The sequence below is a fragment of the Streptomyces sp. 8N706 genome, assembly GCF_052245415.1.
Lineage (GTDB): Bacteria > Actinomycetota > Actinomycetes > Streptomycetales > Streptomycetaceae > Streptomyces.
In genome coordinates, this window is record NZ_JBQQBW010000033.1 from 37,296 (window position 1) to 62,567 (window position 25,272).

Genomic DNA, 25,272 nt, shown 5'->3' on the forward strand with positions numbered 1-25,272 from the left:
GGGGAGGAAGCTGTGCAGGTTCAGGTTCTGGGTCCGCTGAGAGCTACCGTCAAAGGGGAATCAATCGTTCCGACAGCGAGTAAGCCGCGGCAGATTCTGGCGCTCCTCGCGCTCTACCCGGGGAAGGTTTTGCCGGTAGCCACGCTCATGGAGGAAATCTGGGGGACGGAACCGCCGCCGAGCGCGCTGACCACCCTCCAGACGTACATCCTTCAACTGCGGCGTCGCATAGGCACCGCGATGGGCCCGGACGCGCCGGGGACGGCGAAGGACGTGCTCGTCACCCGGCACGTCGGCTACCTGCTGCAGATCGAGCCGGAGTGCTCCGACATGCGCGAGTACGAGCGGCTGGTGGCAGCCGGGCAGAGCGCCTTCGAGGAGCACCGGGACGAGGAAGCGGCCGGCATGTTCCGGCAGGCACTGGCGCTGTGGCAGGGCCCGGCACTCGTCGACGTACGCGTCGGGGCGATCCTGGAGATCGAGGCGATGCGGCTCGAAGAGTCCCGTCTGGTCACCGTGGAGCGGCGCATCGACGCTGACCTGCGGATGGGCAGGCACGCCCAACTCATCGCGGAACTCGCGGACCTGACCTGCCGACACCCCCAGCACGAGGGGCTGCACTCGCAGGCGATGGTGGCGCTCTACCGCTCCGGGCGGCAGGCGTCGGCCCTTGATGTCTACCGCAAGCTGCGGATGCGACTGATAGAGGAGCTGGGCGTCGAGCCCTCGCCGCAACTGCAGCGGCTCCACCGGGCGATACTCACCGTCGACCCGCAGCTCGACGTCGCCGCGAACGCGCGACGTGGCTCAACATTCGACCTGTACGCAGCCTGACTCAGGCCCTCCGGTACAGCTCTGAAAACCGCCGGAATTGTTGTGCTGCTGGCCCCGCGCTTCTGCGCCGGGCCAGCAGCACGAGCGGTGAATGCATCAAGATGTCGAGCACCGGAGACCTGCGCGGCCACTCGTCGACCCGACAAGTCCTGCCTTCATGCGCACCCTCCCCCGAAGCTCTTCCGCCAGGTCGTGCATGTTCCCTTGCTCGCCAGTCGCATCGAGGGAACGCCTTCCGGCACGATCCGTGACGTCGAACGCCATGGGACCGATGCTGAGGCCGGACCGTTCAGGGAACAGCCCTGTGGAGGAGCCGGGCCGAGAGCTGAGCATACCTACCGCGACCTGCGGCAACACTGCTCAGAGGCCTACTGCCGGTCTCACCAGGAGGTACCCGTGAAGAGGCTGATGATCTTTACAGTCGGTCCTTCCAGCGCCCGGGGTGGGGCAACGACCTCGGCTGGCAAACAGCCCAATGCGCCGACAGTCGGCGGCCTCGACGCCCCGCTCGCCTTCCGGACATCGAAAAACCGGATCCGGAGTCCGGCCAGGGACTGTCGGTGTCGAACTACGGCCGCGCGGTGCAGCCGCCAACACTGACTCTGTCCAATGCCACCGAACCCAGCGGGACCGCCTCCTACTCGGAGCGGGCATGGCGGGGGCCGCCCTCCCACGGCCCTTGGGGAGTTTCTGGGGAGAACGGCCCCCGCTGGGGAGTCCACGGGGAGTTCCGGCCGCACGAACTCGTACGACACTGAAAGCCCCAGTAAGGGACGTCGTCGCAGGTCAGCAGCCTACTAACGGCTAAACTCGCAGGTCAGCGCCGTCCGCTGGGGAAGTACATGATACGTGCCGATCGTCGGCCTCGACGATCCCCGGCAGCGAACCGCCCTCCCGCAGGGGTGTGACATAGCGGGTCGCGGTGACTTCGGGAAGCATCCCCCCAGGTTAGAGGGGCGTGCCGGCACGGAGAACATCGCGCGGAGCCCAAGGGGCGGTGCCACGGGGGGTGGTGGGCACGCGAGGGCGGGGGCTCATCCCTGCGTACTCCCGGCTGCGCTGCCCGCCGGGAGCCTCCGCCCCCCTGTTCCCGCCGCCGGAGGCGCGCCGTACAGGGTGACGCACGAGGTGGAGCACGAGGAAATGGCCGAGAATCTCCTCCGACTCCCGTTCGACTTCCTCAGAAAAGGTGCTTCCTGAAGAAGGCACTGGAGATCTGAACGCGGGGGCACCACGCTCCGTACAGACCAACTGAACCGGTCGCCGCAGGGCCGGGGCACCTGGAAAAGCCCAGAGCAAAGGGGACATACCACTATGACGGGATCTGAGGGGACCGGGCGGACCGTCGGCCGCCGAGCCGTGATCGCCGCAGCCGGGGCCGCCGGTCTGACCACGGCACTCACCGCATGCGGTGAGTCGGGCGGAGAGAAGGAGGAGGGCCCCGCCAAGGATGTGTCCGCCCCCGAGGCCGGTGGCGACGGCGGCAGCGGCGGTGAGGGCGGGAGCGGCGGCGCGGGCGGCGCCGTGCTCGCGAAGACCTCCGACATCCCGGAGGGCGGCGGCATGGTCTTCAAGGACCAGAAGGTCGTGGTGACCCAGCCGACGGCCGGCGAGTTCAAGGCGTTCTCGGCCATCTGCACCCATCAGGGCTGCCCGGTCAAGGACATCAAAGGCGACGTCATCAACTGTCCCTGCCACAACAGCAACTTCTCCGTCACCGACGGCAGTGTGAAGAGCGGCCCCGCCAAGAAGCCCCTGCCGCCGGCGAAGATCACCGTGGACGGCGACTCGATCAAGCTGGCCTGACACCGGGGCGGGCCGGCGACGACAGCCCCTTGCCGACGTCCCCCTGACGTGACCGGCGCGGCCTCTTCCAGCAGGCCATGACCTCGTCGGCCGCAGTGACGGTGGCCACCAGGGCAAGGGTGTTGCGCACCATCGCGGGCGTGTACTCGGGGGGTACGCCCGCGATGGCGTCGGCGGGTACGACGGCGGTGGAGCCGAGGGTGACCGCGTCGAAGACGGCGTTGGGGATCGCGACATTCGCGGACACGCCGGTCAGACCAGCGTGCGGCAGCCGAGGTTGCGGAGCAGGGCGTCCACATCCGTGCCCGCGGCGCAGCGCACTTGCCGGGTTGCCACCGTGGGCCGCGACGGCTGTCTCTACTCGCTCAGCCGCAGCTCGCCGCCGGACGCAGCTGTGCCACGACGCCGACTGGCGGTGGGTGGATGACGGCGACGATTACGGCGAGCTGCGGGCGTCTTCGCGGTCCGTTTCTCCGCGGCCCGTTCTCCGCGGCCGGCTCTCCGACGGCCTCAGCGGCGGGCTCTCCCCACGGCTTCCGAGGTTCAGCTCTCCACGGTGCGGGCGGCTGTGCGGAGCGCGTCCACGGCGGCCCGGATCGAGGGCCGGCGGTCCGCGTCGTCCCGCCACACGGCGTAGATGTGCCGGCGCATGGTGTGCCGTACGGGCACCACGCGCACCCCGTCCGGCACCGGGCCGCGGCCCAGGCGCGGCGCGATGGCCACACCGAGCCCCGCGGCGACGAGAGCGAGCTGGGTGTGGTGCTCCTCGGCCATGTGGGAGAGGCGCGGCTCGATGCCCTTGCCCCGCAGGGTGAACATCAGCCAGTCGTGGCAGAACTCTCCTTCCGGCCAGGAGATCCAATCGTCGTCCGCGAACTCCTCGAGGTCGACCTCGGTGCGCTCGGCGAGGGGGTGGCCGGCGGGCATGGCCAGATCCACCGGGTCGTCCAGCAACGGGGCCTTGGCGAGACCGTCGGGCAGGGAGATCGGCTTGTTGTACCAGTCGAGGACGACGGCGAGGTCGATGTCTCCGCGCGCCAGCCGCGTCACCGACACATCGGGCTCCATCTCCTGGAGCCGCACGCGCAGCTGCGGGTGCTGAGTGCGCAGCGCCGCGAGGGCGGCCGGGAAGAGCCCGCGGGCGGAGGTGGGGAACGCGCCGAGGAACAGGTCGCCCACCGCCTGGCCCCTGTGTGCCTCGAGATCGGACTGCGCCAGCTCGACCTGGGAGAGGATGCGCGCCGCGTGGTCCGCGAGCAGCCGCCCGGCATCGGTGAGACGGATCCCGCGGCCGTTCTTCGCCAGCAGCTGCTGCCCGGCCTCGCGCTCGAGCTTCGCCAGCTGCTGGGAGACGGCGGACGTCGTGACGTGGAGCCCGTCCGCGGCCGCGCTCACCGAGCCATGGCGGGCGACGGCGTCCAGGGTGCGCAGTCGGTCGAGATTCATGTAAGCGATCCTAATCTATGGGCTTACGAATTCTCGCTTGTCCTACGAAGTTCAAGGTCCCATGGTTGGTGGTCATGAGCACTGCAGCCGCGTCTCGCACACCTTCCGCCCCGACTCCCGCGTCCCCCTCCTCCGCCTCCGGCTCCTCCGAGCCGGAGGTCCGCCGCCCCGCCCTGGACTGGCGGATCCGGTTCGCCGTGCTGTCCCTGATCTGGGGCTTCAGCTTCCTGCTGATCAAGGTTGGCACGCAGGCGTACGCACCGTTGCAGGTCACTCTCGGCCGCATGCTCTTCGGTACGGCGGTGCTGGCGGCAGTGGTCGCCGTGAGGCGGGAGCGGCTGCCGCGCGGCGCCCGCACCTGGGGCCATCTCACCGTCGCCGCCTTCTTCCTCAACGCGCTGCCCTTCTCCCTCTTCGCCTACGCCGAGCTGACCATTTCCTCGACGCTGGCCGGGATCTGCAACGCCACCACCCCGCTGTGGGGCATGGTGCTGTCGATGGTCGCCCTGTCCGAGGACCGGCCGACGCGGCGCCGGGTCGCCGGTCTGGGCGTCGGGTTCACCGGTGTGCTCACCGTCCTGGGAGCCTGGCAGGGCTTCTCCGGGCAGGACCTCGCGGGTACCGCGATGGCGCTGACCGCCTCACTCAGCTATGCGGTCGGCTGGATCTATGTGCGGCGCACGCTGGCCGGAGCGGGGAGCTCCCATGTGGCGATGTCCGGGTCGCAGCTGCTGCTGGGCACCGTCCAACTGGCGGTCGTCACCCCGATGTTCACCTCGTTCCCGGCGTCCTTTCCCGTCGTGCCGCTGCTCTCCGTGGTGGCGCTGGGCGCGCTGGGCACCGGATTCGCGTTCCTGCTCCAGTACGGGCTGGTCGCCGAGGTGGGACCGACGACGGCGACGCTGGTCACGTACTTCATCCCGGTCATCGCGACCGTGGCGGGCGTTCTGGTGCTCGGCGAGGAGCTGACCTGGAACACCCCGGTGGGTGCGCTGGTCGTCCTGGCCGGAGCGGCTCTGACACAGGCCCGCCCGCGCCTGCCCGCGCGTCGGTCGTAGGACGCGCTGGACGCAGGACCCGCGCCGTGGGTCGCGGCACCTCGCCGGACGCGGCACCCCCACCCGGTCGCAGCACCTCGCCGGACGCGGGTCGCAGCACGCCGGACGCGGCACCCCCTCAGTCGTAACGCCCCGAGGGGGCCGGGCCGGTCGCGGACGCCAGAGCGTCGGCGACCGGCCCGATGTCGTCGTCGGACAGCGGCGAGACGGTCACCCGCACACCGGGCGGCGAGGACATCCGGAAGCGGGCCCCGGGGGCGACGGCCCAGCCCGACTGCAGCAGCCGCGCGACGGCTGCCGTCTCGTCGGGCACCGGCACCCAGACGTTCATGCCGCTGCGCCCGTGCGCCACGGCGCCCCGGCCGCGGAGCGCGCGCACCAGGGCGTCCCGGCGCGCACCGTACGCGGCGGCGACCCCGCGCGCGTCGACCGCACCCGACCGCCACAGGTGCACCACGGTGTCCTGCAGCAGGTGGCTGACCCAGCCGGGGCCGAGCCGCTGACGGCCGCGCACCCGGTCGATGGTGACGCGGTCGCCGGTGAGCACGGCGAGCCGCAGGTCAGGCCCGTACGCCTTGGCGGTCGACCGGACCAGCGCCCAGCGCGCGGACCGCCCGGCGAGCGGGTGCAGCGGAAGATCGACGATGCCATGGCCGTGGTCGTCCTCGATGAGCAGGACGTCCGGATGGCCGGCCAGGACGGTCCGCAGGGCTTCCGCGCGCTCCGCGGTCACGGCGGCACCCGTCGGATTCTGCGCGCGGTCGGTGACCACGATCGCGCGGGCCCCCTCCCGCAGCGCACCCTCGACGTCCGGCGGCAGCGGACCGTCGTCGTCCACGGCGACGGGCACGGCACGGAGTCCGAGCGCGGGAATCAGGTCCAGGAGGCTCCCCCAGCCCGGGTCCTCGACCGCGACCGCGTCACCGGGCCGGAGGTGAGCGGCGAGCACCCGCTCGATGGCATCCAGCGATCCGGAGGTCACGGCGACGGGCCCCTCGGGCACGCCGTCCGCGGTGAACGCCTCGCGCGCCAGGGCCGCCAACTCCTGACCGACCGCGTCGTCGCCGTAGAGCGCGGGGCGGCGGGCGTTCCGGGCCGCGGCCGCGGTCAGCGCCTCGCTCAGCGAAGGCAACAGGGACGGGTCGGGGTTGCCGTCGGCCACGTCCCGGACGCCCGGCGGTACGTCGACGCGGATCATCTCGCGCGGGGTGCTGGCGGGCCATGAGCGCACCCGGCTGCCCCGTCGGCCCGCCGTTTCGATCACTCCGCGGTCGCGCAGCGTCCGATAGGCGGCCGCGACGGTGTTCGGGTTGACACCGAGTCCCTCCGCCAACTCCCTGAGAGGCGGCAGGAGCTGTCCCGGGCTCAGCTCCCCGGAACCGACACCCCGTTCGACACTCGCCGCGATCGCGGCTGCGCCGCGACCCGTGATCCGATATCCTCCTAGCACAAAACTGATTATGCACTAGTGCAAGAGGAGACCGCATGCCGGACGCCGCTTACGCACCCACCGAGCGCACCGTCCCGTCCCGTGCACGCGAGCGCGCCGCATACGACCGCGAACTCGTGCACGCGATACTCGACGAGGGTTACGTCTGCCACCTCGGGTTCGTCCGTGACGGTGCACCCGTGGTACTGCCGACGCTCTACGGCCGGGTGGGTGAGTGCCTCTACGTCCACGGCTCCACGGGCTCGCGGCCTCTGCGGATGGCGGGTTCGGCCGACCCCGGCCTCCCGGTGTGCCTCACCGTCACCCATGTCGACGGCCTGGTGCTCGCCCGCTCCGCCTTCCACCACTCCATCAACTACCGCTCGGTCGTGGTGCACGGCACCGCCCGGCAGGTGACGGACCCCGACGAGCGCACCGCGGCACTGGACGCCCTGGTGGACCATGTCCTGCCGGGCCGGGCGGAGGACTCCCGGCGGGCCGACGCCAAGGAGCTGGCCGCGACGGCCGTGCTCCGGCTCGACCTCGAAGAGGTCTCGGCCAAGGTCCGCACCGGCGGCCCCAACGACGAGCCGGAGGATGTCTCCCTCCCCTACTGGAGCGGCGTCCTCCCGGTCTCGCGCAGTTACGGGACCCCGGTTCCCGCCGACGATCTGGACCCCGCCATCCCACTCCCCGGCTACCTCACGCGCTGAGCCCTACGGCACGCCGACGTCCCAGCCGATCCGTGCGGCGCGCCGCCGTACACGACAGCACCGTTCGTGTCGCGCCCGCCGTACACACTGAGCACCGCGGCGTGACGCGCCGACCGTACGCGCCGGGCACCGCGACGCCGCGGCCCCGCGCGCCGAGTCCCGCGGCGTCCAGGCGGACACACCGAGCACCGCGACACGCCGACCGTACGCTGTGGGCGACGCGGCGCGCCCGCCGTAAGTACTGAGCACCGCCGCGCGCCCGCCGTACGCACTGAGCACCGCCGCGCGGTGGCAGGCCCCGCACGCCGAATCCCGCGGCGTCCGGCCGCACGCGCCGATCCGTACGGCAGGCCCGATAGAGCCCGCTCGGTCCCCGCGCTTGGGGCGCGCAGGGCCCGAGCCACGACCTGACGCGGCGGCTGCTCAGGCGGGCGCCGCCCGGCGCGCGACCGCGGACGGCCGCATCTCCGCGACGGCCAGGCCCGCCATCGCCGCCAGCAGGAGCACGGTGCCCAGCACCATGGCGGCCGTCAGCCGCTCCCCCAGGACGGCGACCGCGATCACCGCGGCACTCACCGGCTCGATCAGCATGATCACGGACGCGGTGGCCGCCCGGACGACCGCCGCGCCCGCGAAGTACAGGGCGTAGGCGAGTGCGGTCGGCACCGCGGCCACGTACACCAGCAGCACCAGCACCCGGCCGAGGTCCGCGGTGTCCGGAAGCAGCCCTTCCATGACTCCGAGCGGCAGCAGGCAGACCACACCGACGGCGAAGGCCCAGGCCGTTGTGGAGAGCGGATCCGCTCCGCCTCCCTCACGGCCCAGCCACCGGGTGAGCAGGGTGATCGCCGCGTATCCGGTGGCGGACACCAGCGCCAGGGCGACGCCGAGCGGCCGTACGACTCCTGCGCCGCTGCCGAGCGACAGCACGGCGAGCCCGCCGAGCGCTCCGAGGACGGCCGCCACCCCGGCCCTGCCGAGCCGCTCCCCCATGGTCAGCCGGGCGCCGAGCGCGATGAGCACCGGGCCGGCGCCGATGGTGACGACCGTGCCCACCGCGAGACCGGTGACCTGCACCGCCCCGAAGTAGGCGCTCTGAAAGACGGTCAGACCCACACCGGTGCCGACGATGCGCAGCAGGCGGCGCCCGCGCGATTCGGCCATGTCCGGGGCGGCCACGCGGCGTGGCTGTACGGCGCGCACCGCACGGACGGCCAGGAGCAGGGTGAGCCCGCCGACGTAGCGCCAGAAGGACAGGGCGACCGGTCCCAGATCACTGGACCGGTAGAGCATGGCGGCCGCCGCTCCGGCGGTTCCCCAGGCGGCACCGGCGACGATCAGACAGAACAGGCCTCGCCCGATGGGCAGGCCGACAGCAGTATGCGACACGTGAGTGTTCTCCGCGGAAGTGAGGACGTGGTCTCCGTCTGCGGGCAGCGGCGACCCCGTCCGGGAACGCCGGAGATCGGCCTTCCGGGGGTGCGGCCCGCCTTACGCGGCGGGAGGCGGGAGAACGAGAGCGGTCGCGTGCATGATCGTGACCTTATGTCGCCCGGGAAGGGGCGGGCAACTCCTCCCGCTCGGCCGGGCCGCCGGCCACGGCACCACCGGAGGGGGCCTTCGGCGTCGAGGTCTGGGCGATGAACGCCCCTGCCAGCACCAGCGCACCCCCGACGAGTTGCGGCGCCGACAGATGCTCACCGAGCAACACCCAGGCGCATACGGTCGCCACGACCGCCTCCAGGCAGGCCACGACCCCCGCGACCTGAGGCGAGAGCCGTCGTACGGACAGCACACCGGTGAGATAGGCGACCACGGTCGCGATCAGGACGACCCAGGCGAGCAGCAGCACCGCGGAGACGCGGGCACCGTGCATATCGGCCCGTCCGCCGAGCACCGACCAGTCCATGCCCCACGGCCGGGCGGCGATCGTGAGCACACCCGCGCCGATCAGCAGACCGTAGGCGATCACCCCCAGGGGGTCCGCCGCGTCCTCGTCGCTGCCTCCGTGGTCGGAGAGCACGAAGTAGGCGACCTGGCAGCACGCCGCGCCGAGCGCCAGCAGCAGCCCGGGAGCGTTGAACCCCAGCCCGGACCACACCTCGACGACACAGGCGAGACCGCCCACGGCGAGGACCACGCCCACGGCGGCGGCGCGGGTCACCGGCCGCCGCTGCACGAAGCGCACCCAGCCCAGCACCAGCGCGGGGGCCAGATACTCGACCAGCAGCGCGACCCCGACGGGAATGCGGGAGATCGCGGCGAAGTAGCAGGCCTGCACACCCGCCACGGCCAGGAGTCCGAACCCGGCGAGCAGTCCGGGGCGACGGCGCAGCAGGCCCCGGTGGATCCAGGCGACGGGCAGCAGGACGACGGCGGCGCCGGCGACGCGCAGCCAGACCACGTGCAGCGGGTCGAGGCCCGCTTCGATCAGCGGCTTGGCCGCGACGCCCGATCCTCCGAACGCAAGCGCCGATGCCAGGGCGAGCCCGAGGCCGGCGCTCCTCCCCTGAGGTACGTGCATCCGGCCATGATGTCAGCTGTCGACAGGAGCGTCACCCTGGATGACCCCTGACGCCGGGAAGCCTGCGAGCCGGGCCGACAGCCGCTCCGGATCGACGCCCGCCCGGTGCAGCACCTCCACGGCCCGGCAGTCCCGGTCGGCGGCCAGCGCGCCGAGCAGGTCCAGTCCCTCGGCGACCTCGCCACCACGGGCGCGAGCGCGTGCCCGTGCACCCTCCATGGCCGTCATCGCGGCCGGGGACCAACCCGGGCTGCGGGGCTCCTTCCCGACCGGTACGGCACCGGAGTCCTCGATGGAGCCCCGCCACCGGAGCCCGTAGCCGATGCTGCGCTGGACCAGGTAGCCGAGGAGCCGTGCGACCTGCGGCGGCCCCCCATCGAGGGCTGCCCGGACGTCGGGGTCGGATTCGAGGAGGGTGTGCAGCAGATGGGCCGTGTCGACCTGGCTGTCGCCGTCGCGTACGGCGCGCCGGCGGGCGCCGCTGGCCACCGACGCCAGCACGACACCGAGCTGGAGGCCGGACGCGGGGCGAATCGGTCCGATGGAACCGGACTGCGGCGTACCGTTTTGCACATCTCCCATCCCAGCAGTACCCGGCAGCACAGGCATCCCCGGTAGGCACCATTTGCGTGTCCCACCACGGTTGCGCGGGGATGACCGGCTTCTCATCCTTCGGGAGGAGCACGCGCGGGCGCCGTACACCCGAACGTGCGACGGCCGCACGGGACCGGGCCCGGCGCGCACACCCGCCTCCAGAACTGATGTGTCGTCAGCCTTGAATTGCCGTACGCGCCGGCAGAGGGCCCGCGGCGTCAGCGCACCGTCAGGCCAGCTTTCCGCCCGCCGGCCGTGAAGGTGTACGTGCCGCGTTCGACCCGGGGCGCCCCCGCGCCGTCGATGTCGCCCGGCGTGACGGCGAGCACCCGGGCCGGGACGGTCAGCGCCACGGTCCTCGACTGCCCCGGCCTGAGATGGACCCTGGTGAAGGCGGTGAGCCTGCGGGGCGGGGCCAGGACGTCGCTCGACGGGCGCGACACATACACCGGCACCACCAGGTCCCCCTCCCGCCGCCCGGTGTTGGACACCTTCACCCGTAGCCGCACCGGCTCGCCGGGCGCCACCGCGTCCTTCGCCACGCCGAGCGAGTCGAAGGCGAAACGGGTGTAGGAGAGCCCGGCCCCGAAGCCGTAGGCGGGATCGTACGCCGACTCCGCGCCGGCGTTGGTGCCCGGCAGCTGCTGGTAGGACATCGGCTCGTTGCCGATGCGCTTCGGCCAGGAGACCGGCAGCCGTCCGCTCGGATCGGCCGAGCCGAACAGCACATCCGCCACGGCATGGCCGCCCTCGGAGCCGGGCAGCCAGGACATCAGCAGCCCGTCCGTGCCGGCCGCGTCGCCCAGGGCGAGGGGACGCCCGGCGATCACCACGACCACGACCGGCCGTCCGCTCGACTTGAGCGACTTCACCAGCGACTGCTGTCCGGCGGACAACTCCGGCCGGGGTGTGTCGGCCCCGCCCTCCGCCGCGGCCTTCTCACCGACCACGACCACCGTGAGATCGGCGCCCTTCGCCTGCCGTACGGCATCCTTGGCCGACCGCGCGGACACGACGTCCGTACGGTCCGGCGCGGCCGCCCTGATGCCCTCGAGGACGGTGGTACCGGGGAGGTCGACGCCCTCCGGCACCCGCTGCCAGCCGACGGTCCAGCCGCCTGACTGGCTGTCGATGTCGTCCGCGTACGCCCCGGCGACCACGATCTTCCGCGCGGACGCGGGGACCGGCAGCACCCCGCCCTCATTGCGCAGCAGGACCTGCGATGCGGTGGCCGCGCGACGGGCCAGGTCCTTGTCGGCGCCCAGGACGGCGGCATCGGCCTCGTCCGCGTCGGCATACGGCTTCTCGAAGAGGCCGAGTTCGAACTTCAGCCGCAGGATCCGGCCTGCCGCCTGGTCGATGCGCCGCTCCCCGACGAGACCGCGCCGTACCGCGGTGAGCAGGCCCTCGGTGAACTCCCGGGCGTGGTACGGCTCCATGGCCATGTCGACGCCCGCGTTGACGGCGAGGGCGATGGCCTCGGGGTAGTCGGAAGCGATCTTGTACTTGGTCCACAGGGCGCGCACGTCCTCCCAGTCGCTGACCGTCACCCCCCGGAATCCCCACTGGTCGCGCAGGACCTCGGTCAGCAGATAGCGGGAGGACGTCACGGGAATCCCGTTCACCGCTCCTGAGTTGACCATCACGGTCCGGGCCCCGGCCTCGATGGCGGGGCGGTAGGGCGCGAGCAGGGTGTCCTGGAGATGGCGCACCGACACATCGGCGGGCACCCGGTCGTGTCCGTTGGAGGGCTCGGAGTAGCCGCCGAAGTGCTTGACGCTCGCCGCGACCTCCTTGGCCCCGTCCGCGCCCTCGATCCCCCGGGTCGCGGCTGCCGCCAGGGCGCCGGTGAGCAGCGGGTCCTCGCCGTATGTCTCGTAGTAGCGGCCCCAGCGCGCGTCACGCGCCAGATCGGCGACGGGTGAGAAGTTCCAGTCGATGCCGGTGGCGGCGACCGCGCGGGCGGTGGCCGCGGCGGAGTCTCGTACGATTCCCGGGTCCCAGGTCGCGCCGAGCCCGATCTGGTGGGGGAAGACCGTGGCGCCGAGCACGTTGTTGTGTCCGTGCACGGCGTCGACGCCGTAGAGCACGGGAATGTGGAGGCGGGTCTTCTCGACGGCGTACCTCTGCACGGCGTTGACCATGCCGGCCCATGCGCGCGGGGTGTTCCGCGGCGGGCCCATTCCGCCGCCGGAGACTACGGAGCCGGCCGCGTAGTCGTCGAGGACCGTCTTCATACAGCTCGTGGCGAGCGCGCCGCCGCTCCACTCGCAGTCGCCCTGCATCCGGACCACGGCGATCTGGTCCATCTGCCCGGCCTTCTCCTCCAGCGTCATCCGCCTGAGGAGGTCATCGACCCTCTGTGCGACCGGGGCACTCGCGTCGAGGTACGCCGGACCATCGGATTCGGCGGGCGCCGAGGCCAGCGTGGCCACGCATGCCGTGACGGTCACGAGCGCCGCTGCACTGCGGCTGCGGCGACCGGCGGCCCGCAGACGTGCGGGCACCGCCGCGGACCAGTACGAGAGCGGCATGGAGAACTCCGTTCCTGTGGGGAGAACGGAGGGAGTCTTCCGACGTCGTGACAGCCCGTCAAGGCCGCCCGGAAGCCGCGGTCCCACGCCCCCGGAGCGGGTGCGGATACGCGCCGGCGGCCCCCGCGTACCGCCGCGGGGGCCGCCGTGTTCCGCCGTGTCACTCATCTTCGGCGAGGATCAGATACAGCTCCTTCCGGGCCTTGTTGACCACGGCGATGGCCTTCTCGCGCTGGTCGGGCGTACCGGTCGCCCAGACCTGCCGGAAGGCCTCGACCAGTCCGCCCCCGGCCTTCCTGATCTCGTTCATGGCGTCCCAGTCGACGCCGCGCCCGGCCTCCTCCCAGGGTGCGTCCGGCCCGGCGTCCGCCTCGGCACGCCCCGTCCCGGTGAGCTCGAACAGCTTCTTGCCACCGTCGCTGGTGCTGCTGATCAGCCCCTCGTCCTCGAGCAGCTGCAGCGTCGGGTAAACGGAGCCGGGGCTCGGCTTCCACGCGCCGCCGCTGCGCTCGGCGATCTCCTGGATCATCTCGTAGCCATGCATCGGGCGGTCCTTGAGCAGCGCGAGGATCGAGGCGCGCACATCGCCGCGCCGCGCCCTGCCGCGCGGCCCTCCCCGCCCGCGGCCGCCGAACGGCGGGCCCCCGAAAGGCGGCCCGAACGGTCCGAACGCGGCGCGCCGCCAGTCGAAGTCGCCCTGCCCGCGCTGGCCGGGGCCGCAGGGTCCGTGTCCATGGGAACGCATGCTGACACTCCTTTCAATGATCTGTCGCGATGCCTCAACGATATATCGCTACTGTTCCGCCGACAAGGGTGACGGCCGTTCTTCCGGGGCCGCCCGTACGAAATTGGCCATGGTCCGCCGCGGCCTCGGCGCCCTAGGCTCGTGATCATGAGAATTCGTATCGTCGACGCCTTCACCGACCGGCCGTTCAGCGGGAACCCGGCCGCCGTCCTGCTCCTCGAGCGCGGGGAGTTCCCGGACGACGACTGGCTGCAGCGGGTCGCCGCCGAGGTCAATCTCTCCGAGACCGCCTTCGCGCACCCGCTGCCCGAGGGCGGCGACGCCGACTGGGCGCTGCGCTGGTGCACCCCCACCACCGAGGTCGACCTGTGCGGCCACGCCACCCTGGCCACCGCGCACGTCCTCCACACCACCGGAGCGGCCACCGGGACCATCCGCTTCGCCACGCGCGGCGGCGTCCTCTCGGCGACCGCCGCCGACGACGGCTCGATCACTCTGGATTTCCCCACCGCCCCGCTGACCCCTGTCGATGTGCCGCGGGACGCCGTCGCCGCCCTCGGCGCGGACATCGTCTCGGCTCAGGACACCGGCCCGGTCGTCGGCGATCTGCTGGTCGAGATGGCCGACGAGAAGACCGTGCGCTCCCTCGCCCCCGACGCCACTGCCGTCGCCCGGCTGGGCCACCGGGGGGTCATCGCGACCGCCCGCGCCGACGACCCGTCCCTCGGCCACGACTTCGTCTCACGCTTCTTCGCCCCGGCGGTCGGGATCTATGAGGACCCGGTGACCGGCAGCGCGCACACCGCACTCGCCCCGTTCTGGGCACCACGGATCGGCCGCGACGACCTGACCGGTCTGCAGGCCTCGGCCCGCACGGGTCTCGTCCGCACCGCGCTGCGGGGCGACCGCACCCTGCTGACCGGCACCGCCGTCACCGTCATCGACGGCGACCTGCTCGTCACGGGCTGACGCACCCGCACATCGAAACGGCCGTACAGGGGGTGGGCGCGGCCGTACGGGATCGGAGCGGCCACAAGGGGTCGGCGCAGCCGGTAGGAGTCGGCGCGCCCATAGGGGCCGGCGCGGCCGCAGGGGTCTGCGCGGCGGCTCGCTCAGGCCGTGGGCAGCCAGCTCACCTCGCCCGCCAGCAGCGCGTAGCCGACGAACGCCACGGTGTCGATCAGTGCATGCGCGGCCACCAGCGGCCCCACCCGCCCCCACCGTCGGTAGAGGAGGACGAAGACCACTCCCATGACCATGTTGCCGATGAGCCCGCCGATGCCCTGGTACAGGTGATACGTGCCGCGCAGCGCGGAGCTCGCGACCAGCGAGGCCGCGGGGGTCCACCCCAGCTGCCCGAGCCTGCGCAGCAGATAGCCGACCACGATCACCTCCTCCAGCAGCGCGTTCTGGAGAGCGGAGGCGACCAGGACCGGAATCTTCCACCAGACGTCCGGAAGCGACTCCGGCACCACGGTGAGATTGAAACCGGCGGCCCGCACGGCGAGATAGAACAACAGCCCGGTGCCCCCGATCGCCGCCGCGATGCCCGCCCCCGCCCCCAGGTCGAAGGCGGGCCGTCGACGGTCGAGACCGATGACGCGCAGACCGCCCGCGCCTTCCCGGAGCAGCAGATGCGCCACGAGCAGGACCGGCACCAGCGCGGTCGCGATGTCGAAGACCTGCCAGGCGAGGTCCAGCCATGGACGGCCGGGAGCCGCGGAGGCGTTGAGGGTCGCCGCCTGGCTCTTGAGGCCGCCCCCTTTCGTGACCGAACCGACAAAGCTGATCAGCGCGGACACCGCGCTCGCGCCGACGGAGAGGGCGAGAACGAGGAGCATCTCGCTGCGCACGATCCGCGGCGACAGCCGCTCTCCGGGAGGAGAACCGGCCACCTGGCCCGACTCCGACTGCACACCTGCCTCCAGTTCCACCAGTCCGCCCCGTTCCGTGTCCCGCGCCGCGCCCGCGCCTCGGAGCCGAACACCGCGCTCGCGCGCGACACGCCGTGGAACCGGCACCGCCCCGAGGCGGACCACTGCCCGTTCTCCGCCGCGGACTTCCGCACCACCGCGGACAGGCGCGATCACCATTGGACGTCATAGCTTGCCCGACGGCTCCCCCGTACCGGGCACGGGGGTTCCAACGGCACGTCGGAGGCGGGACGGCCGGGGGCCGGTACGGGACGGGTGCGATGGGGCCGGGCTGCGTGCGATCGAGGCACGTCGGGGCCGGCCCCGTCGAGGCCGGGCAGCGTCCAGAACAGGGGGGGACGGAGCGGGACCGGACGGGGCAGCGGCTCAGCCGGGGAAGGCCACGGGCCAGGTGTGCACCGGATCGCCGCCCCGCATCAGTTCGCCGTACCGCCGGGTGGTCGCGGCCAGCGCGGATTCCCGGTCCAGGCCCCGGTCCAAGGCGCGGTGGAAGGTGGCGGCCTGCCAGGAAGCACCGTTCATCCGCCGCCTGCAGCGCTCCTCGATGACACCGAGGTAGAAGTCCCGGTCGGCCGGTTCGACACCCCAGGCGTCGAGCCCGGCCGCGGCCAGCGGCAGCAGCTCCTCCCGTACGAGCCGTACGGCCGACTGCTCGGCCACGGCCCCGGAGCGCCCGGGCCGCGGCCAGCGCAGGGTGGCGTCGATGCCGTAGCGGCAGGCGGTGTCGAAGTTGTCCGAGGCCTCGGCGAAGGACAGCCGGGTCCAGACGGGCCGGGGCTCCTCGGCCAGGGCCCGCACCAGCCCGTAGTAGAAGGCGGTGTTGGCGATGACATCGGTGACCGTGGGGCCGGCGGGCAGGACCCGGTTCTCCACCCGCAGATGCGGCGAGCCGTCGGCGACCTCGTAGACGGGCCGGTTCCACCGGTAGACGGTGCCGTTGTGCAGCACCAGCTCCTGCAGGTCCGGGATCCCGCCCTCGTCGAGGACGCGCAGCGGGTCGTCCTCGCTGCAGATGGGCAGCAGCGATGGGAAGTAGCGGACGTTCTCCTCGAAGAGATCCCGCGCGGAGTCGATCCAGCGCTCGCCGAACCAGGTGCGCGGTCGCACCCCCTGCGCCCTGATCTCCGGTGAGCGTGTGTCGGTGGCCTGCTGGAACAGCGGCGGCCGGGACTCGCGCCAGAGCTCGCGGCCGAAGAGGAAGGGGGAGTTGGCCCCCATGGCGATCTGTACGGCGGCCATCGCCTGCGCGGCGTTCCACACGGCCGCGAACCGCCCGGGCGTCACCTGGAGATGGAGCTGCACGGACGTACAGGCGGCTTCGGGCGCGATCGAGCGGCTGCTGTACGTCAGATGCTCGACCCCCTCGATGTCGAGGTCGATCTCCTCACCGCGGGCGGCCAGGATCTCGTCGTTGAGCAGCCGGTAGCGGTCCACCTCGGAGAGGTTCGAGAACACGAGGTCGTCGGCGCCGAGGGTGGGCAGGATGCCGATCATCACGATCTCCGCCGACACTTCCCGGGCCTTGCGGTCGGCATACCCGAGGCCCGTCCGCAGCTCCTCCGCCAGCTGGTCCAGAACCCGGCCGGACAGCCGGTGCGGCACGATGTTCACTTCAAGGTTGAACTGCCCCAGTTCGGTCTGGAAATCTCCGCTGGAGATGCGCTCCAGGACTTCTGCATTCATCATCCGCGGCATCCCGTCGTCACCCGCGAGATTCAGCTCGATCTCCAGGCCCATCAAATTCTTCGGCCGGTCGAACCGTCGCTCCTTCAGCAGCCGCTCCAGCGCCTCGAGGCACTGCTGCAACTTACGGCGGTAGTGCTGCCGATCGGACAGGTCGAACCCGCCTGCCTCGACCTTCTCCCCCATCGAAGCGTCCCTCCTCGAGTGGGTCGCCCGCGGCGCAGGAGCCGCCGGTGTCACGGTCGATGATGCCCAGGCAATGTGATCGATAACGCCCGGCGGACACCGCATGCCCAGTAAGCTGCTCCCTACACTCCGTGCGGCACATTCCATCGGCATAGCGTGGCGTCCCGGGCCCGGCGCATTGCTGTCGTGAAAAACGCCGACGGGAATCGGCCTACCGTTCTCGGGGCATAACACAAGGCAGCGGACCGGGCCAGGCGGACAGAATGGGTGTAACCCACTCGCAGTAAAGACCGATTACGACCTTGCCCGCAATACCCGCGTCAGCTAGACGAAACACCACGTGAACACATGTCGTATAAACTTTGCGAACGAGGCAGAGAGTGTGCGCCGCCGGTATTCGAGTTCTCCGGCCCCCTCTGACCTCGCTTGCTGACACCGCCGTCCGCATCTGCCCCGCTCCACGTGTCTCCGAAGTGAGAGGCGACCCACCATGCCGCTGCATGTCCCCCCGGCACCCAAGCCCGCCCTGCGCAGCGCCCTCGCGGCCCTCGGTTCCCCCACCGCCGTCCGCGATCCGCGTACTCCCGCCCTGCGGACCCTGCCCGGCCCGCTCAGTCCCGACCTCCCGCTGCCCGTCCATGTCCTGGACCGCGTCACCACCCGGGGCGGCACCCCGCGCACCCGGCTCACGGGCTGGCGCTTCCTGATCCGCAGCGGCGACCGGGCGGTGGCGGCGGCCGAGACCATGCTCACCCCGGACGGCTGGGCGTTCTCACACTTCTTCGAGGGGCCCTACGTCGCCTCCACGGAACTGGCGCTACGGCAGGCGGAGGCCTTGACGGCGCCGTACCAGCCCCGGCTGCTGTCCGTACCCGAGCTCTACATGCTCACGCTGTGGCTGCACGGGGACGCGGCCGCTGACCCCACCAAGGGCCGGCCCGCGCCGAGCGATCTTCTGGTGCCGCTCGCCCCGGCGCCGCCCGGCATCGCGGCGCACCGGACGCACCGGGTCGCCGACCTGCTGCCCGTGCTGACCCTCCGGCTCGCACCGCCCCCGTTGATGGGCATGGCGTCCCCGGCCTGACTTCTCACCGACGCACGGCATGGTGCGCCCCGCGGCCCGGCGGCCGCGGGGCGCAGTGCTGCCGCCGGTCCCCACCCGTGCGGACCAGTGCCCGTCAGCCGCGGTGCGCCCGGTAGCGAGGTGACCTGACGCGGCCGGCCGCAAGGCGCCGGACCGGCCTCTGGGGTCCCACACCGAAGGCAGGGAGGGCGTGTGCTCGGCCGATCGGCAACGCGGCTGGGGGAAGGCCGTGCCAGGGCAGCCAGCGGGGTGCACCTTGGCCGACGCGGTACAACTAGCTCGGACCGGCTATCCGCAACCACCCGAAGTGACTGCCCCCTTGTGCTGAACCGTCCGCGCGGGTGATGCGTCATCAAGCAGTAAGGACAGCTCCTGGGAAATCCCTGCGGAATCCCGTCCGTGGGGCAACACTGGGACGACCGACCGATACGGGGGACGGCACCATGAACCCATCGAGCCCCAGGGCATCGACCACACCGCAGCGAAAGAACCCGACCATGTGCCAGCACCAGCCTCCCTGCCCGACCGCCGACTCCGCCGACCGGGAGGCCGCCCATCCCGTGGCGCACCACCCGGAGCAGGGCTGGAGCCTGCTGTGCAACGGCGTCCTGCTCTTCGAGGACACCGGGGAGCTGCTGCCGGATGGCAAGATCATCAACCCGCACCGACCGCTCGGCAGCGAGCGGGTGGTGACCGCCGCCTGACCCGCGGCACGCCACGCACCACCGGGGAACGGCACGACCACCGGGAACACGACGGGGCCGGCCCGGCGCAGTCCGCCGAACCGGCCCCGACGTAGTCCGCGCAAGGACGGCCGCGTCAGTCGTCGTACTCCTCCACCGGCGGGCATGAGCAGACCAGATTACGGTCGCCGAAGGCCCCGTCGATCCGCCGCACCGGCGGCCAGTACTTGTCCGCCGCCGGGACTCCGGCCGGGAAGACCGCCGTCTCACGGCTGTACGGACGCTCCCACCCGTCACTCAGCGCGGCCGCGGTGTGCGGGGCGTTGCGCAGCGGGTTGTCATCCGCGGGCCACTCCCCCGAGCCGACCCGATCGATCTCGGCCCGTATCGCGATCATCGCCTCGCAGAAGCGGTCCAGCTCGGTGAGGTCCTCGCTCTCCGTCGGCTCGATCATCAGCGTCCCGGCCACCGGGAACGACATCGTCGGAGCGTGGAACCCGTAGTCGATCAGCCGCTTGGCGACATCGTCGACGCTCACCCCCGTCGCCTTGGTGAGCGGACGCAGGTCGACGATGCACTCATGGGCGACCAGCCCGTTCGGGCCGGTGTAGAGCACCGGGTAGTGCGGCTCGAGGCGCTTGGCGATGTAGTTGGCGCCGAGAACGGCCATCTGGGTGGCCCTCCGCAGCCCCTCGGCGCCCATCAGCCGGACGTACGCCCAGGAGATCGGCAGGATGCCCGCGGATCCCCACGGAGCGGCGGAAATCGGGCCCACACCCGTCTCCGGACCGGCGGCCGGCTGGAGCGGGTGGTTCGGCAGGTACGGCGCGAGATGCGCCCGCACGGCGACGGGGCCGACGCCGGGGCCGCCACCGCCGTGCGGGATGCAGAAGGTCTTGTGCAGGTTCAGATGCGAGACGTCCGAGCCGAACCGGCCCGGCTTGGCCAGTCCCACCAGCGCGTTGAGGTTGGCGCCGTCCACGTACACCTGGCCGCCCGCGTCGTGCACGGCCGCGCAGACGTCGGTGATGTGCTCCTCGAACACGCCGTGCGTGGAGGGGTAGGTGACCATCAGTACGGCCAGCTCGTGGCCATGCTTCTCGATCTTGGCGTGCAGGTCCTCGACGTCGACGTCCCCGTCCTCGCGGGTCTTGACCACCACCACCTTCATCCCTGCCATCACGGCGCTGGCGGCGTTGGTGCCGTGCGCGGAGGAGGGGATGAGGCAGACGGTGCGCTGCGTGTCACCGTTGGCCCGGTGGTACGCCCGTACGGCCAGCAGTCCGGCCAGCTCGCCCTGTGAGCCCGCGTTCGGCTGGAGGGAAACGGTGTCGTAGCCGGTGACCTCGGCGAGGTGCTCCTCGAGCTCGTGGATGAGGGTGAGGTAGCCCTCGGCCTGCTCGACGGGCGCGAACGGGTGGAGCGCCGCGAACTGCGGCCAGGTGACCGGTTCCATCTCCGCGGTCGCGTTGAGCTTCATCGTGCAGGAGCCGAGCGGGATCATGCCGCGGTCCAGCGCGTAGTCACGGTCGGAGAGGCGGCGCAGATAGCGCAGCATCGCCGTCTCGGAGCGGTGCTGGTGGAAGACCGGGTGGGTGAGGTAGTCGTCGTGGCGCAGCAGGGCGCCCGGCAGCGTCTCCTGCACGACGGCGTCCAGCTCCTCCACGTCCGCCGCGACACCGAAGGCGCCCCACACGGCGGCCAGCTGGTCACGGCCGGTGGTCTCGTCACAGGCGATGCCGACCAGATCGGCGTCGACCTGGCGCAGGTTGACCCCGGCCTCGCGGGCGGCGGCCACGATCTCGGCGGCACGCCCGGGGACACGCGCGGTCAGCGTGTCGAAGTACGCGCTGTGCACGATCTCGACGCCTCCGGCCCGCAGGCCTTCGGCGAGGAGCACGGTGTAGCGGTGGGTGCGCCGGGCGATGTCCGCGAGCCCGTCCGGGCCGTGGTGGACGGCGTACATGCCCGCCATCACGGCGAGCAGGACCTGCGCGGTGCAGATGTTGCTCGTGGCCTTCTCACGACGGATGTGCTGCTCACGGGTCTGGAGAGCCAGCCGGTACGCCTTGTTGCCGTCGGCGTCCACGGAGACGCCGACGAGCCGGCCCGGCAGGTTGCGGGCGAACTTCTCGCGTACGGCCATGAAGCCGGCGTGCGGGCCGCCGAAGCCCATGGGCACGCCGAAGCGCTGGCTGCTGCCGACGGCGATGTCCGCGCCGAGGTCGCCGGGCGAGGTGAGCAGGGTGAGGGCGAGGAGGTCAGCGGCGACGGTGACGATCGCCCCCAGTTCGTGTGCCCGCTCGATCACCGGTCGGAGGTCCCTGACCCGGCCGGAGGCGCCCGGGTACTGCAGCAGCACACCGAATACCCCGCGCTCGGCGACGTCCGCCGGAACGCCGTCGGAGAGATCGGCGACGACGACCTCCACACCGGCCGGTTCGGCGCGGGTCTCGATGACCGCGATGGTCTGGGGCAGACAGTCGGCGTCGATCAGGAAGACCCCCTCCTTGACCTTGCCGACGCGGCGGGAGAGCGCCATCGCCTCGGCGGCGGCCGTGCCCTCGTCGAGGAGCGAGGCGCCCGAGGTGGGCAGGCCGGTGAGGTCGGCGACGACCGTCTGGAAGTTCAGCAGCGCCTCGAGGCGGCCCTGGGAGATCTCCGGCTGGTACGGCGTGTAAGCCGTGTACCAGGCGGGGTTCTCCATGACATTGCGAAGGATCACCGGCGGGGTGAAGGTGCCGTAGTAGCCGAGTCCGATCATCGGCGTCAGCACCTGATTGCGGTCCGCCAGGCCGCGCAGCTCGGCGAGGACCTCCGCCTCGGTGCGCGCCCGCGGCAGATCGAGGGCCTCGGCGCTCTTGATCACATCGGGCACGGCGGCGGCCGTGAGCTCGTCGAGTGAGCCGTAGCCCACATGGGCGAGCATCTTCGCCTGCGCCTCGCCGTTGGGACCGATATGGCGCTGCTCGAACGGAATGCCACGCTCCAGCTCGGAGAGTGGGATGCGGTTGGCGGTCATCTGCGGAGGCCTCCTGGTCGACGCGACCTGCGAGGGGCACCACGGCGGGTACCCGGATGGCCTCCCCCTCTGTCATCTCGACCTGAGAGCTTCACCGGCCCGCACGGGGCGGCCCGGCTTTCACCGTCGGTGAGGAGGGGTTCCGGCGCATACACGGCCGATGCCCGCCCTGCTTTCCAGAGTGACCTCGTCCGTGCGGTACGGGTGCCTGAGAGATTCCGGGGAGGATTTGCTCCTTCGGCGCCTCCGATTGCTGGTGGAGGACTCTCCCGCACGGGGTCTGCAGCCGTTTGCCAGCGTACCAGTGGACCTCCGCCCAGGTCGTTCGAGTGGCCGGGGGGCACGATGTGGCCTTTCGTTGTCTCCAGGGGATCCGCGAGCAGTTGGAGGAATCGTGCAGACCGATATCGATCCGCGGAGCCTGATCGGCCGCAAGGCTTTCGACCTCGACGGTGCGAAGATCGGCACCGTGGACGAGGTGTATCTGGACGACGCGACGGGCCGTCCGGAGTGGGCGGCGGTGCGCACCGGCCTGTTCGGCCGCGACGCCTTCGTGCCCCTGGAGCCCAGCGAGGTCATCGACGACACCCTGCGCGTTCCGTACCGCCGGGCACTGATCAAGGATGCCCCTGATTTCGGGGTGGGCCGGCACCTCTCCCCGGAGCAGGAGTTGCAGCTCTACCACCACTACGGTCTGGACGCGACGGCCCCGGGCGACGAGCCGGGCTCCGATGACCAGGACTTCGGGCGTATCGCGGGCAACGACGACTGATCGTCCCGCGCCGGGTCCGGCACCAGGGGCAAGGGCTCGGACGGCTCCAGGGCGGGGTCGTCCACGGGGAAGGTGCGCACCCGTCCGGGCGCCGACCACGGCTGCTCGAACCGTACGGTGACCCGCCCGACCCCGCTGCCCTGCACCCAGCCGCTGCCGAGCTCCGCGTGGCGTACGTCATGGCCCGGCACCCATCGGCGAGCCTGCTCCGGCGCGGCTTCCTCCGCGCCCGGCGGAGGGGGCGGCGCGGGATGATGAGCGCCCTCGTCCGGCTCAGGGCCCCCCAGAACGCTCTCCGCAGCCGCTGCCGCCTCCGCGGACGAAGCCTGCCCGGTCGCCGGCCGCCCGGTCGCCGCCTGCGCCGTTGCCGCCTGCGCGAAGAGGTCCTCCTGGGTGAAGTCCGCCAGCCCCGTCACCCCGACACCCAGCAGCCGCACACCGCCCGTGGTGTCCACGGACTCGAGGAGGCGCCCCGCCGCCTCCCGGATGACCGCCGGTTCGTCGGTGGGCCCCCGGAGGGTCTCGGAGCGGGTCAGGGTGGAGAAGTCGTACCGACGGACCTTGAGGACCACCGTGCGTCCGGAGCGCCCGGCGGAGCGCAGACGCTGCACACAGCGGTCCGCCAGCCGCCCGACCTGCGCCCGCACCTGTGCCCGGTCGTGCAGATCGACATCGAAGGTGTCCTCCACCGAGACCGACTTGGCGTCCCGCTCCGCGACCACGGGTCGGTCGTCGCGGCCGCTCGCCATCGAGTGCAGCGAGCTGCCGTGCGCCTTGCCCAGCAGCCGTACGAGTTCGTCCTCGCCCGCCTCCACGATCTCGCCGACGGTGTGGATGCCGGCCCGGCGCAGATGCTCGGCGGTGGCGGGCCCGACACCGGGAAGTGTGCGGACCGTCATCGGAGCCAGCATCTCGCGCTCGCTGCCCGGCGTGATCAGCACAAGACCGTCCGGCTTGGCCTCCTCCGAGGCGATCTTGGCCACCATCTTGGACCCGGCCAGACCCACCGAACCGCTGAGCCCGGTCACCGCCCGGATCTCGGCCCGCAGCCGCTCCGCGACCGCACGGGCCTCGGCGGCCGAGGCCGCCTGCCCGCCCGCCTCCAGGTCCACGAACGCCTCGTCCAGGCTCAGCGGCTCGACGAGCGGCGAGAGCCCGTGCAGCAGCTCCATGACCGCGTCGCTGACCCGGCGGTACAGCCCGAATCGGGGGGCGAGATAGGCGGCGTTGGGGCACAGCCTGCGGGCCTGTCCCATGGCCATGGCCGAGTGCACCCCGAAGACCCGCGCCTCGTACGACGCCGTGGCCACGACCCCGCGCGGACCGAGTCCTCCGACGACCACCGGCTTGCCGCGCAGGCTCGGCTTGGAGGCCTGCTCCACGGCAGCGTAGAAGGCATCCATGTCGAGATGGAGGATGGTCGGTGCGCCTCTCACACCACCGATGCTGCCCTATGGCACTGACATTCGCCCCGGGGCGGCGTGGCGGGTTCAGACGGCGCGATTGCGGCGGCGGGCGAGTTCGTCCGCGGGGTTGTGCCCGATCAGCGTCTCACCGGTCTCGACCCGCTCCCCGTGCAGCTGGGACAGGGCGTTCTCCACATCCCGCCACACCACGCCGACGGCGATGCCGAAGATGCCCTGACCGCCCTGGAGGAGGCTCACGACGTCGTCCGGGGAGGAGCACTCGTAGACCGTCGCGCCATCGCTCATCAGCGTCATCTGGGCGAGGTCGGCGCGCTCGCGGGCACGCAGGTGCTGGACCGCGGCACGGATGTTCTGCAGGGAGACGCCGGTGTCCAGGAAGCGCTTCACGATCTTCAGAACGACGACGTCCCGGAAGCTGTAGAGCCGCTGCGTACCGGAGCCGTACGCGGGCCGCACGCTCGGCTCCACCAGCCCGGTGCGTGCCCAGTAGTCCAGTTGGCGGTAGGTGATGCCGGCCGCCGCGCAGGCGGTGGGCCCGCGGTAGCCGATCCCCTCGGACGGTTCGCGGGGTGCCTCGGCCGGTGCCGCGGCGGTGTGCCCGGGGGCGGGGGCTGCCGCACCCCCGTGGAGCGGAAATGGACCGCCCGCCGCTGTACCGCTGCCGGTGCTTCTCACGCCGACCCTCCGTCCTTGACCTGCCTTCTCGACGGTAGGCAGTCACCCGGGGTGCGTCAACGATCGCCACACTCGGCACGCCGAGTGATAATCACCCTGAGGGTGGTTTATCGTGCCCCCTCC

General features: G+C 71.8%; 20 protein-coding genes, 2 pseudogenes and 1 riboswitch. Of the genes and pseudogenes, 8 read left to right on the forward strand and 14 right to left on the reverse strand.

Annotated features, from left to right (window positions below; genetic code table 11):
• Window positions 1-12: 12 nt before the first annotated feature.
• A complete protein-coding gene (locus ACTWQE_RS15045) occupies window positions 13-834 on the forward strand; it encodes an AfsR/SARP family transcriptional regulator (protein ID WP_443329435.1) in 822 nt (273 codons plus the stop codon).
• 855 nt (window positions 835-1,689) lie between these two features.
• Here ACTWQE_RS15045 and ACTWQE_RS15050 read toward each other — a convergent pair.
• Window positions 1,690-1,773 (reverse strand): annotated as a pseudogene (locus tag ACTWQE_RS15050) (HipA family kinase); the annotation flags it as partial.
• Window positions 1,774-2,148: 375 nt separating this feature from the next.
• On the opposite strand from ACTWQE_RS15050, the gene ACTWQE_RS15055 reads away from it, so the two are divergent.
• Complete coding sequence (locus ACTWQE_RS15055) at window positions 2,149-2,640, forward strand: Rieske (2Fe-2S) protein (protein ID WP_443329436.1); 492 nt, start codon at window positions 2,149-2,151, stop codon at window positions 2,638-2,640.
• Here ACTWQE_RS15055 and ACTWQE_RS15060 read toward each other — a convergent pair.
• A pseudogene (locus ACTWQE_RS15060) lies at window positions 2,627-2,949 on the reverse strand (isochorismatase family protein); the annotation flags it as partial. The gene ACTWQE_RS15055 and the pseudogene ACTWQE_RS15060 overlap by 14 nt on opposite strands.
• A gap of 234 nt (window positions 2,950-3,183) precedes the next feature.
• The gene (locus ACTWQE_RS15065; RefSeq protein ID WP_443329437.1) at window positions 3,184-4,086 is read right to left on the reverse strand and encodes a LysR family transcriptional regulator; all 903 of its coding nucleotides are present in this window, start codon (window positions 4,084-4,086) and stop codon (window positions 3,184-3,186) included.
• A gap of 74 nt (window positions 4,087-4,160) precedes the next feature.
• Between ACTWQE_RS15065 and ACTWQE_RS15070 the strand changes: the two genes are divergently transcribed.
• Window positions 4,161-5,144: a DMT family transporter gene (locus tag ACTWQE_RS15070; protein ID WP_443329438.1), complete on the forward strand. Its 984-nt coding sequence runs from the start codon at window positions 4,161-4,163 to the stop codon at window positions 5,142-5,144.
• A gap of 118 nt (window positions 5,145-5,262) precedes the next feature.
• Here the strand turns inward: ACTWQE_RS15070 and ACTWQE_RS15075 are convergent, their stop codons facing one another.
• On the reverse strand, window positions 5,263-6,594 hold the full coding sequence (locus ACTWQE_RS15075; protein WP_443329439.1) for an aminotransferase class I/II-fold pyridoxal phosphate-dependent enzyme: 1,332 nt from the start codon (window positions 6,592-6,594) through the stop codon (window positions 5,263-5,265).
• A gap of 35 nt (window positions 6,595-6,629) precedes the next feature.
• On the opposite strand from ACTWQE_RS15075, the gene ACTWQE_RS15080 reads away from it, so the two are divergent.
• On the forward strand, window positions 6,630-7,286 hold the full coding sequence (locus tag ACTWQE_RS15080; protein WP_443329440.1) for a pyridoxamine 5'-phosphate oxidase family protein: 657 nt from the start codon (window positions 6,630-6,632) through the stop codon (window positions 7,284-7,286).
• A gap of 423 nt (window positions 7,287-7,709) precedes the next feature.
• Here ACTWQE_RS15080 and ACTWQE_RS15085 read toward each other — a convergent pair whose 3' ends face one another.
• The 5 genes from ACTWQE_RS15085 to ACTWQE_RS15105 all read right to left on the reverse strand — a co-directional run bounded on the left by ACTWQE_RS15085 (window position 7,710) and on the right by ACTWQE_RS15105 (window position 13,683).
• Window positions 7,710-8,675 (reverse strand): DMT family transporter, encoded by a 966-nt coding sequence (locus tag ACTWQE_RS15085; protein WP_443329441.1) that lies wholly within the window; start codon window positions 8,673-8,675, stop codon window positions 7,710-7,712.
• A 154-nt stretch (window positions 8,676-8,829) separates the two neighbouring features.
• Window positions 8,830-9,810, reverse strand: coding sequence for an EamA family transporter (locus tag ACTWQE_RS15090; protein ID WP_443329442.1), 981 nt, complete (start codon window positions 9,808-9,810; stop codon window positions 8,830-8,832).
• Between the two features lie 12 nt (window positions 9,811-9,822).
• Window positions 9,823-10,392 carry a Clp protease N-terminal domain-containing protein gene (locus ACTWQE_RS15095; protein ID WP_443329443.1) on the reverse strand — a complete coding sequence of 190 codons (570 nt, stop codon included), beginning with the start codon at window positions 10,390-10,392 and terminating at the stop codon, window positions 9,823-9,825.
• 230 nt (window positions 10,393-10,622) lie between these two features.
• The gene (locus ACTWQE_RS15100) at window positions 10,623-12,938 is read right to left on the reverse strand and encodes a glycoside hydrolase family 3 N-terminal domain-containing protein (protein WP_443329444.1); all 2,316 of its coding nucleotides are present in this window, start codon (window positions 12,936-12,938) and stop codon (window positions 10,623-10,625) included.
• A gap of 160 nt (window positions 12,939-13,098) precedes the next feature.
• Window positions 13,099-13,683 (reverse strand): PadR family transcriptional regulator, encoded by a 585-nt coding sequence (locus ACTWQE_RS15105; RefSeq protein WP_443329445.1) that lies wholly within the window; start codon window positions 13,681-13,683, stop codon window positions 13,099-13,101.
• A gap of 147 nt (window positions 13,684-13,830) precedes the next feature.
• Here ACTWQE_RS15105 and ACTWQE_RS15110 point away from each other — a divergent pair, with 147 nt between their 5' ends.
• Entirely contained in the window at window positions 13,831-14,652 is an 822-nt protein-coding gene (locus tag ACTWQE_RS15110; RefSeq protein WP_443329446.1) for a PhzF family phenazine biosynthesis protein, read from the forward strand.
• Window positions 14,653-14,795: 143 nt separating this feature from the next.
• On the opposite strand, the gene ACTWQE_RS15115 is transcribed toward ACTWQE_RS15110, so the two are convergent.
• Both ACTWQE_RS15115 and ACTWQE_RS15120 read right to left on the reverse strand, forming a co-directional pair.
• On the reverse strand, window positions 14,796-15,599 hold the full coding sequence (locus ACTWQE_RS15115; protein WP_443329461.1) for a CPBP family intramembrane glutamic endopeptidase: 804 nt from the start codon (window positions 15,597-15,599) through the stop codon (window positions 14,796-14,798).
• 384 nt (window positions 15,600-15,983) lie between these two features.
• Complete coding sequence (locus ACTWQE_RS15120) at window positions 15,984-17,486, reverse strand: glutamate-cysteine ligase family protein (protein ID WP_443329447.1); 1,503 nt, start codon at window positions 17,484-17,486, stop codon at window positions 15,984-15,986.
• 490 nt (window positions 17,487-17,976) lie between these two features.
• Between ACTWQE_RS15120 and ACTWQE_RS15125 the strand changes: the two genes are divergently transcribed.
• Window positions 17,977-18,570 carry a hypothetical protein gene (locus ACTWQE_RS15125; RefSeq protein WP_443329448.1) on the forward strand — a complete coding sequence of 198 codons (594 nt, stop codon included), beginning with the start codon at window positions 17,977-17,979 and terminating at the stop codon, window positions 18,568-18,570.
• A 497-nt stretch (window positions 18,571-19,067) separates the two neighbouring features.
• Window positions 19,068-19,274, forward strand: coding sequence for a DUF5999 family protein (locus tag ACTWQE_RS15130; RefSeq protein WP_443329449.1), 207 nt, complete (start codon window positions 19,068-19,070; stop codon window positions 19,272-19,274).
• A gap of 115 nt (window positions 19,275-19,389) precedes the next feature.
• Here ACTWQE_RS15130 and gcvP read toward each other — a convergent pair whose 3' ends face one another.
• Entirely contained in the window at window positions 19,390-22,275 is a 2,886-nt protein-coding gene (gene gcvP, locus ACTWQE_RS15135) for an aminomethyl-transferring glycine dehydrogenase (RefSeq protein WP_443329450.1), read from the reverse strand.
• A 186-nt stretch (window positions 22,276-22,461) separates the two neighbouring features.
• Window positions 22,462-22,557: riboswitch (glycine riboswitch) on the reverse strand.
• A 112-nt stretch (window positions 22,558-22,669) separates the two neighbouring features.
• On the opposite strand from gcvP, the gene ACTWQE_RS15140 reads away from it, so the two are divergent.
• The gene (locus ACTWQE_RS15140; protein WP_443329451.1) at window positions 22,670-23,047 is read left to right on the forward strand and encodes a PRC-barrel domain-containing protein; all 378 of its coding nucleotides are present in this window, start codon (window positions 22,670-22,672) and stop codon (window positions 23,045-23,047) included.
• Here the strand turns inward: ACTWQE_RS15140 and ACTWQE_RS15145 are convergent.
• Entirely contained in the window at window positions 22,963-24,483 is a 1,521-nt protein-coding gene (locus tag ACTWQE_RS15145) for a DNA polymerase IV (protein WP_443329452.1), read from the reverse strand. The genes ACTWQE_RS15140 and ACTWQE_RS15145 overlap by 85 nt on opposite strands.
• Window positions 24,484-24,537: 54 nt before the next feature.
• On the reverse strand, window positions 24,538-25,149 hold the full coding sequence (locus ACTWQE_RS15150) for a MerR family transcriptional regulator (RefSeq protein WP_443329453.1): 612 nt from the start codon (window positions 25,147-25,149) through the stop codon (window positions 24,538-24,540).
• Window positions 25,150-25,272 lie beyond the last annotated feature (123 nt).

What these genes read in the sequence shown, in the direction of transcription:
- ACTWQE_RS15055 (WP_443329436.1), top strand. Translation starts at nt 2,149, where the DNA reads ATGACGGGATCTGAGGGGACCGGGCGGACCGTCGGCCGCCGAGCCGTG.
- ACTWQE_RS15065 (WP_443329437.1), bottom strand. Translation starts at nt 4,086, where the DNA reads ATGAATCTCGACCGACTGCGCACCCTGGACGCCGTCGCCCGCCATGGC.
- ACTWQE_RS15070 (WP_443329438.1), top strand. Translation starts at nt 4,161, where the DNA reads ATGAGCACTGCAGCCGCGTCTCGCACACCTTCCGCCCCGACTCCCGCG.
- ACTWQE_RS15080 (WP_443329440.1), top strand. Translation starts at nt 6,630, where the DNA reads ATGCCGGACGCCGCTTACGCACCCACCGAGCGCACCGTCCCGTCCCGT.
- ACTWQE_RS15090 (WP_443329442.1), bottom strand. Translation starts at nt 9,810, where the DNA reads ATGCACGTACCTCAGGGGAGGAGCGCCGGCCTCGGGCTCGCCCTGGCA.
- ACTWQE_RS15095 (WP_443329443.1), bottom strand. Translation starts at nt 10,392, where the DNA reads ATGGGAGATGTGCAAAACGGTACGCCGCAGTCCGGTTCCATCGGACCG.
- ACTWQE_RS15100 (WP_443329444.1), bottom strand. Translation starts at nt 12,938, where the DNA reads ATGCCGCTCTCGTACTGGTCCGCGGCGGTGCCCGCACGTCTGCGGGCC.
- ACTWQE_RS15105 (WP_443329445.1), bottom strand. Translation starts at nt 13,683, where the DNA reads ATGCGTTCCCATGGACACGGACCCTGCGGCCCCGGCCAGCGCGGGCAG.
- ACTWQE_RS15110 (WP_443329446.1), top strand. Translation starts at nt 13,831, where the DNA reads ATGAGAATTCGTATCGTCGACGCCTTCACCGACCGGCCGTTCAGCGGG.
- ACTWQE_RS15120 (WP_443329447.1), bottom strand. Translation starts at nt 17,486, where the DNA reads ATGGGGGAGAAGGTCGAGGCAGGCGGGTTCGACCTGTCCGATCGGCAG.
- ACTWQE_RS15125 (WP_443329448.1), top strand. Translation starts at nt 17,977, where the DNA reads ATGCCGCTGCATGTCCCCCCGGCACCCAAGCCCGCCCTGCGCAGCGCC.
- ACTWQE_RS15130 (WP_443329449.1), top strand. Translation starts at nt 19,068, where the DNA reads ATGTGCCAGCACCAGCCTCCCTGCCCGACCGCCGACTCCGCCGACCGG.
- gcvP (WP_443329450.1), bottom strand. Translation starts at nt 22,275, where the DNA reads ATGACCGCCAACCGCATCCCACTCTCCGAGCTGGAGCGTGGCATTCCG.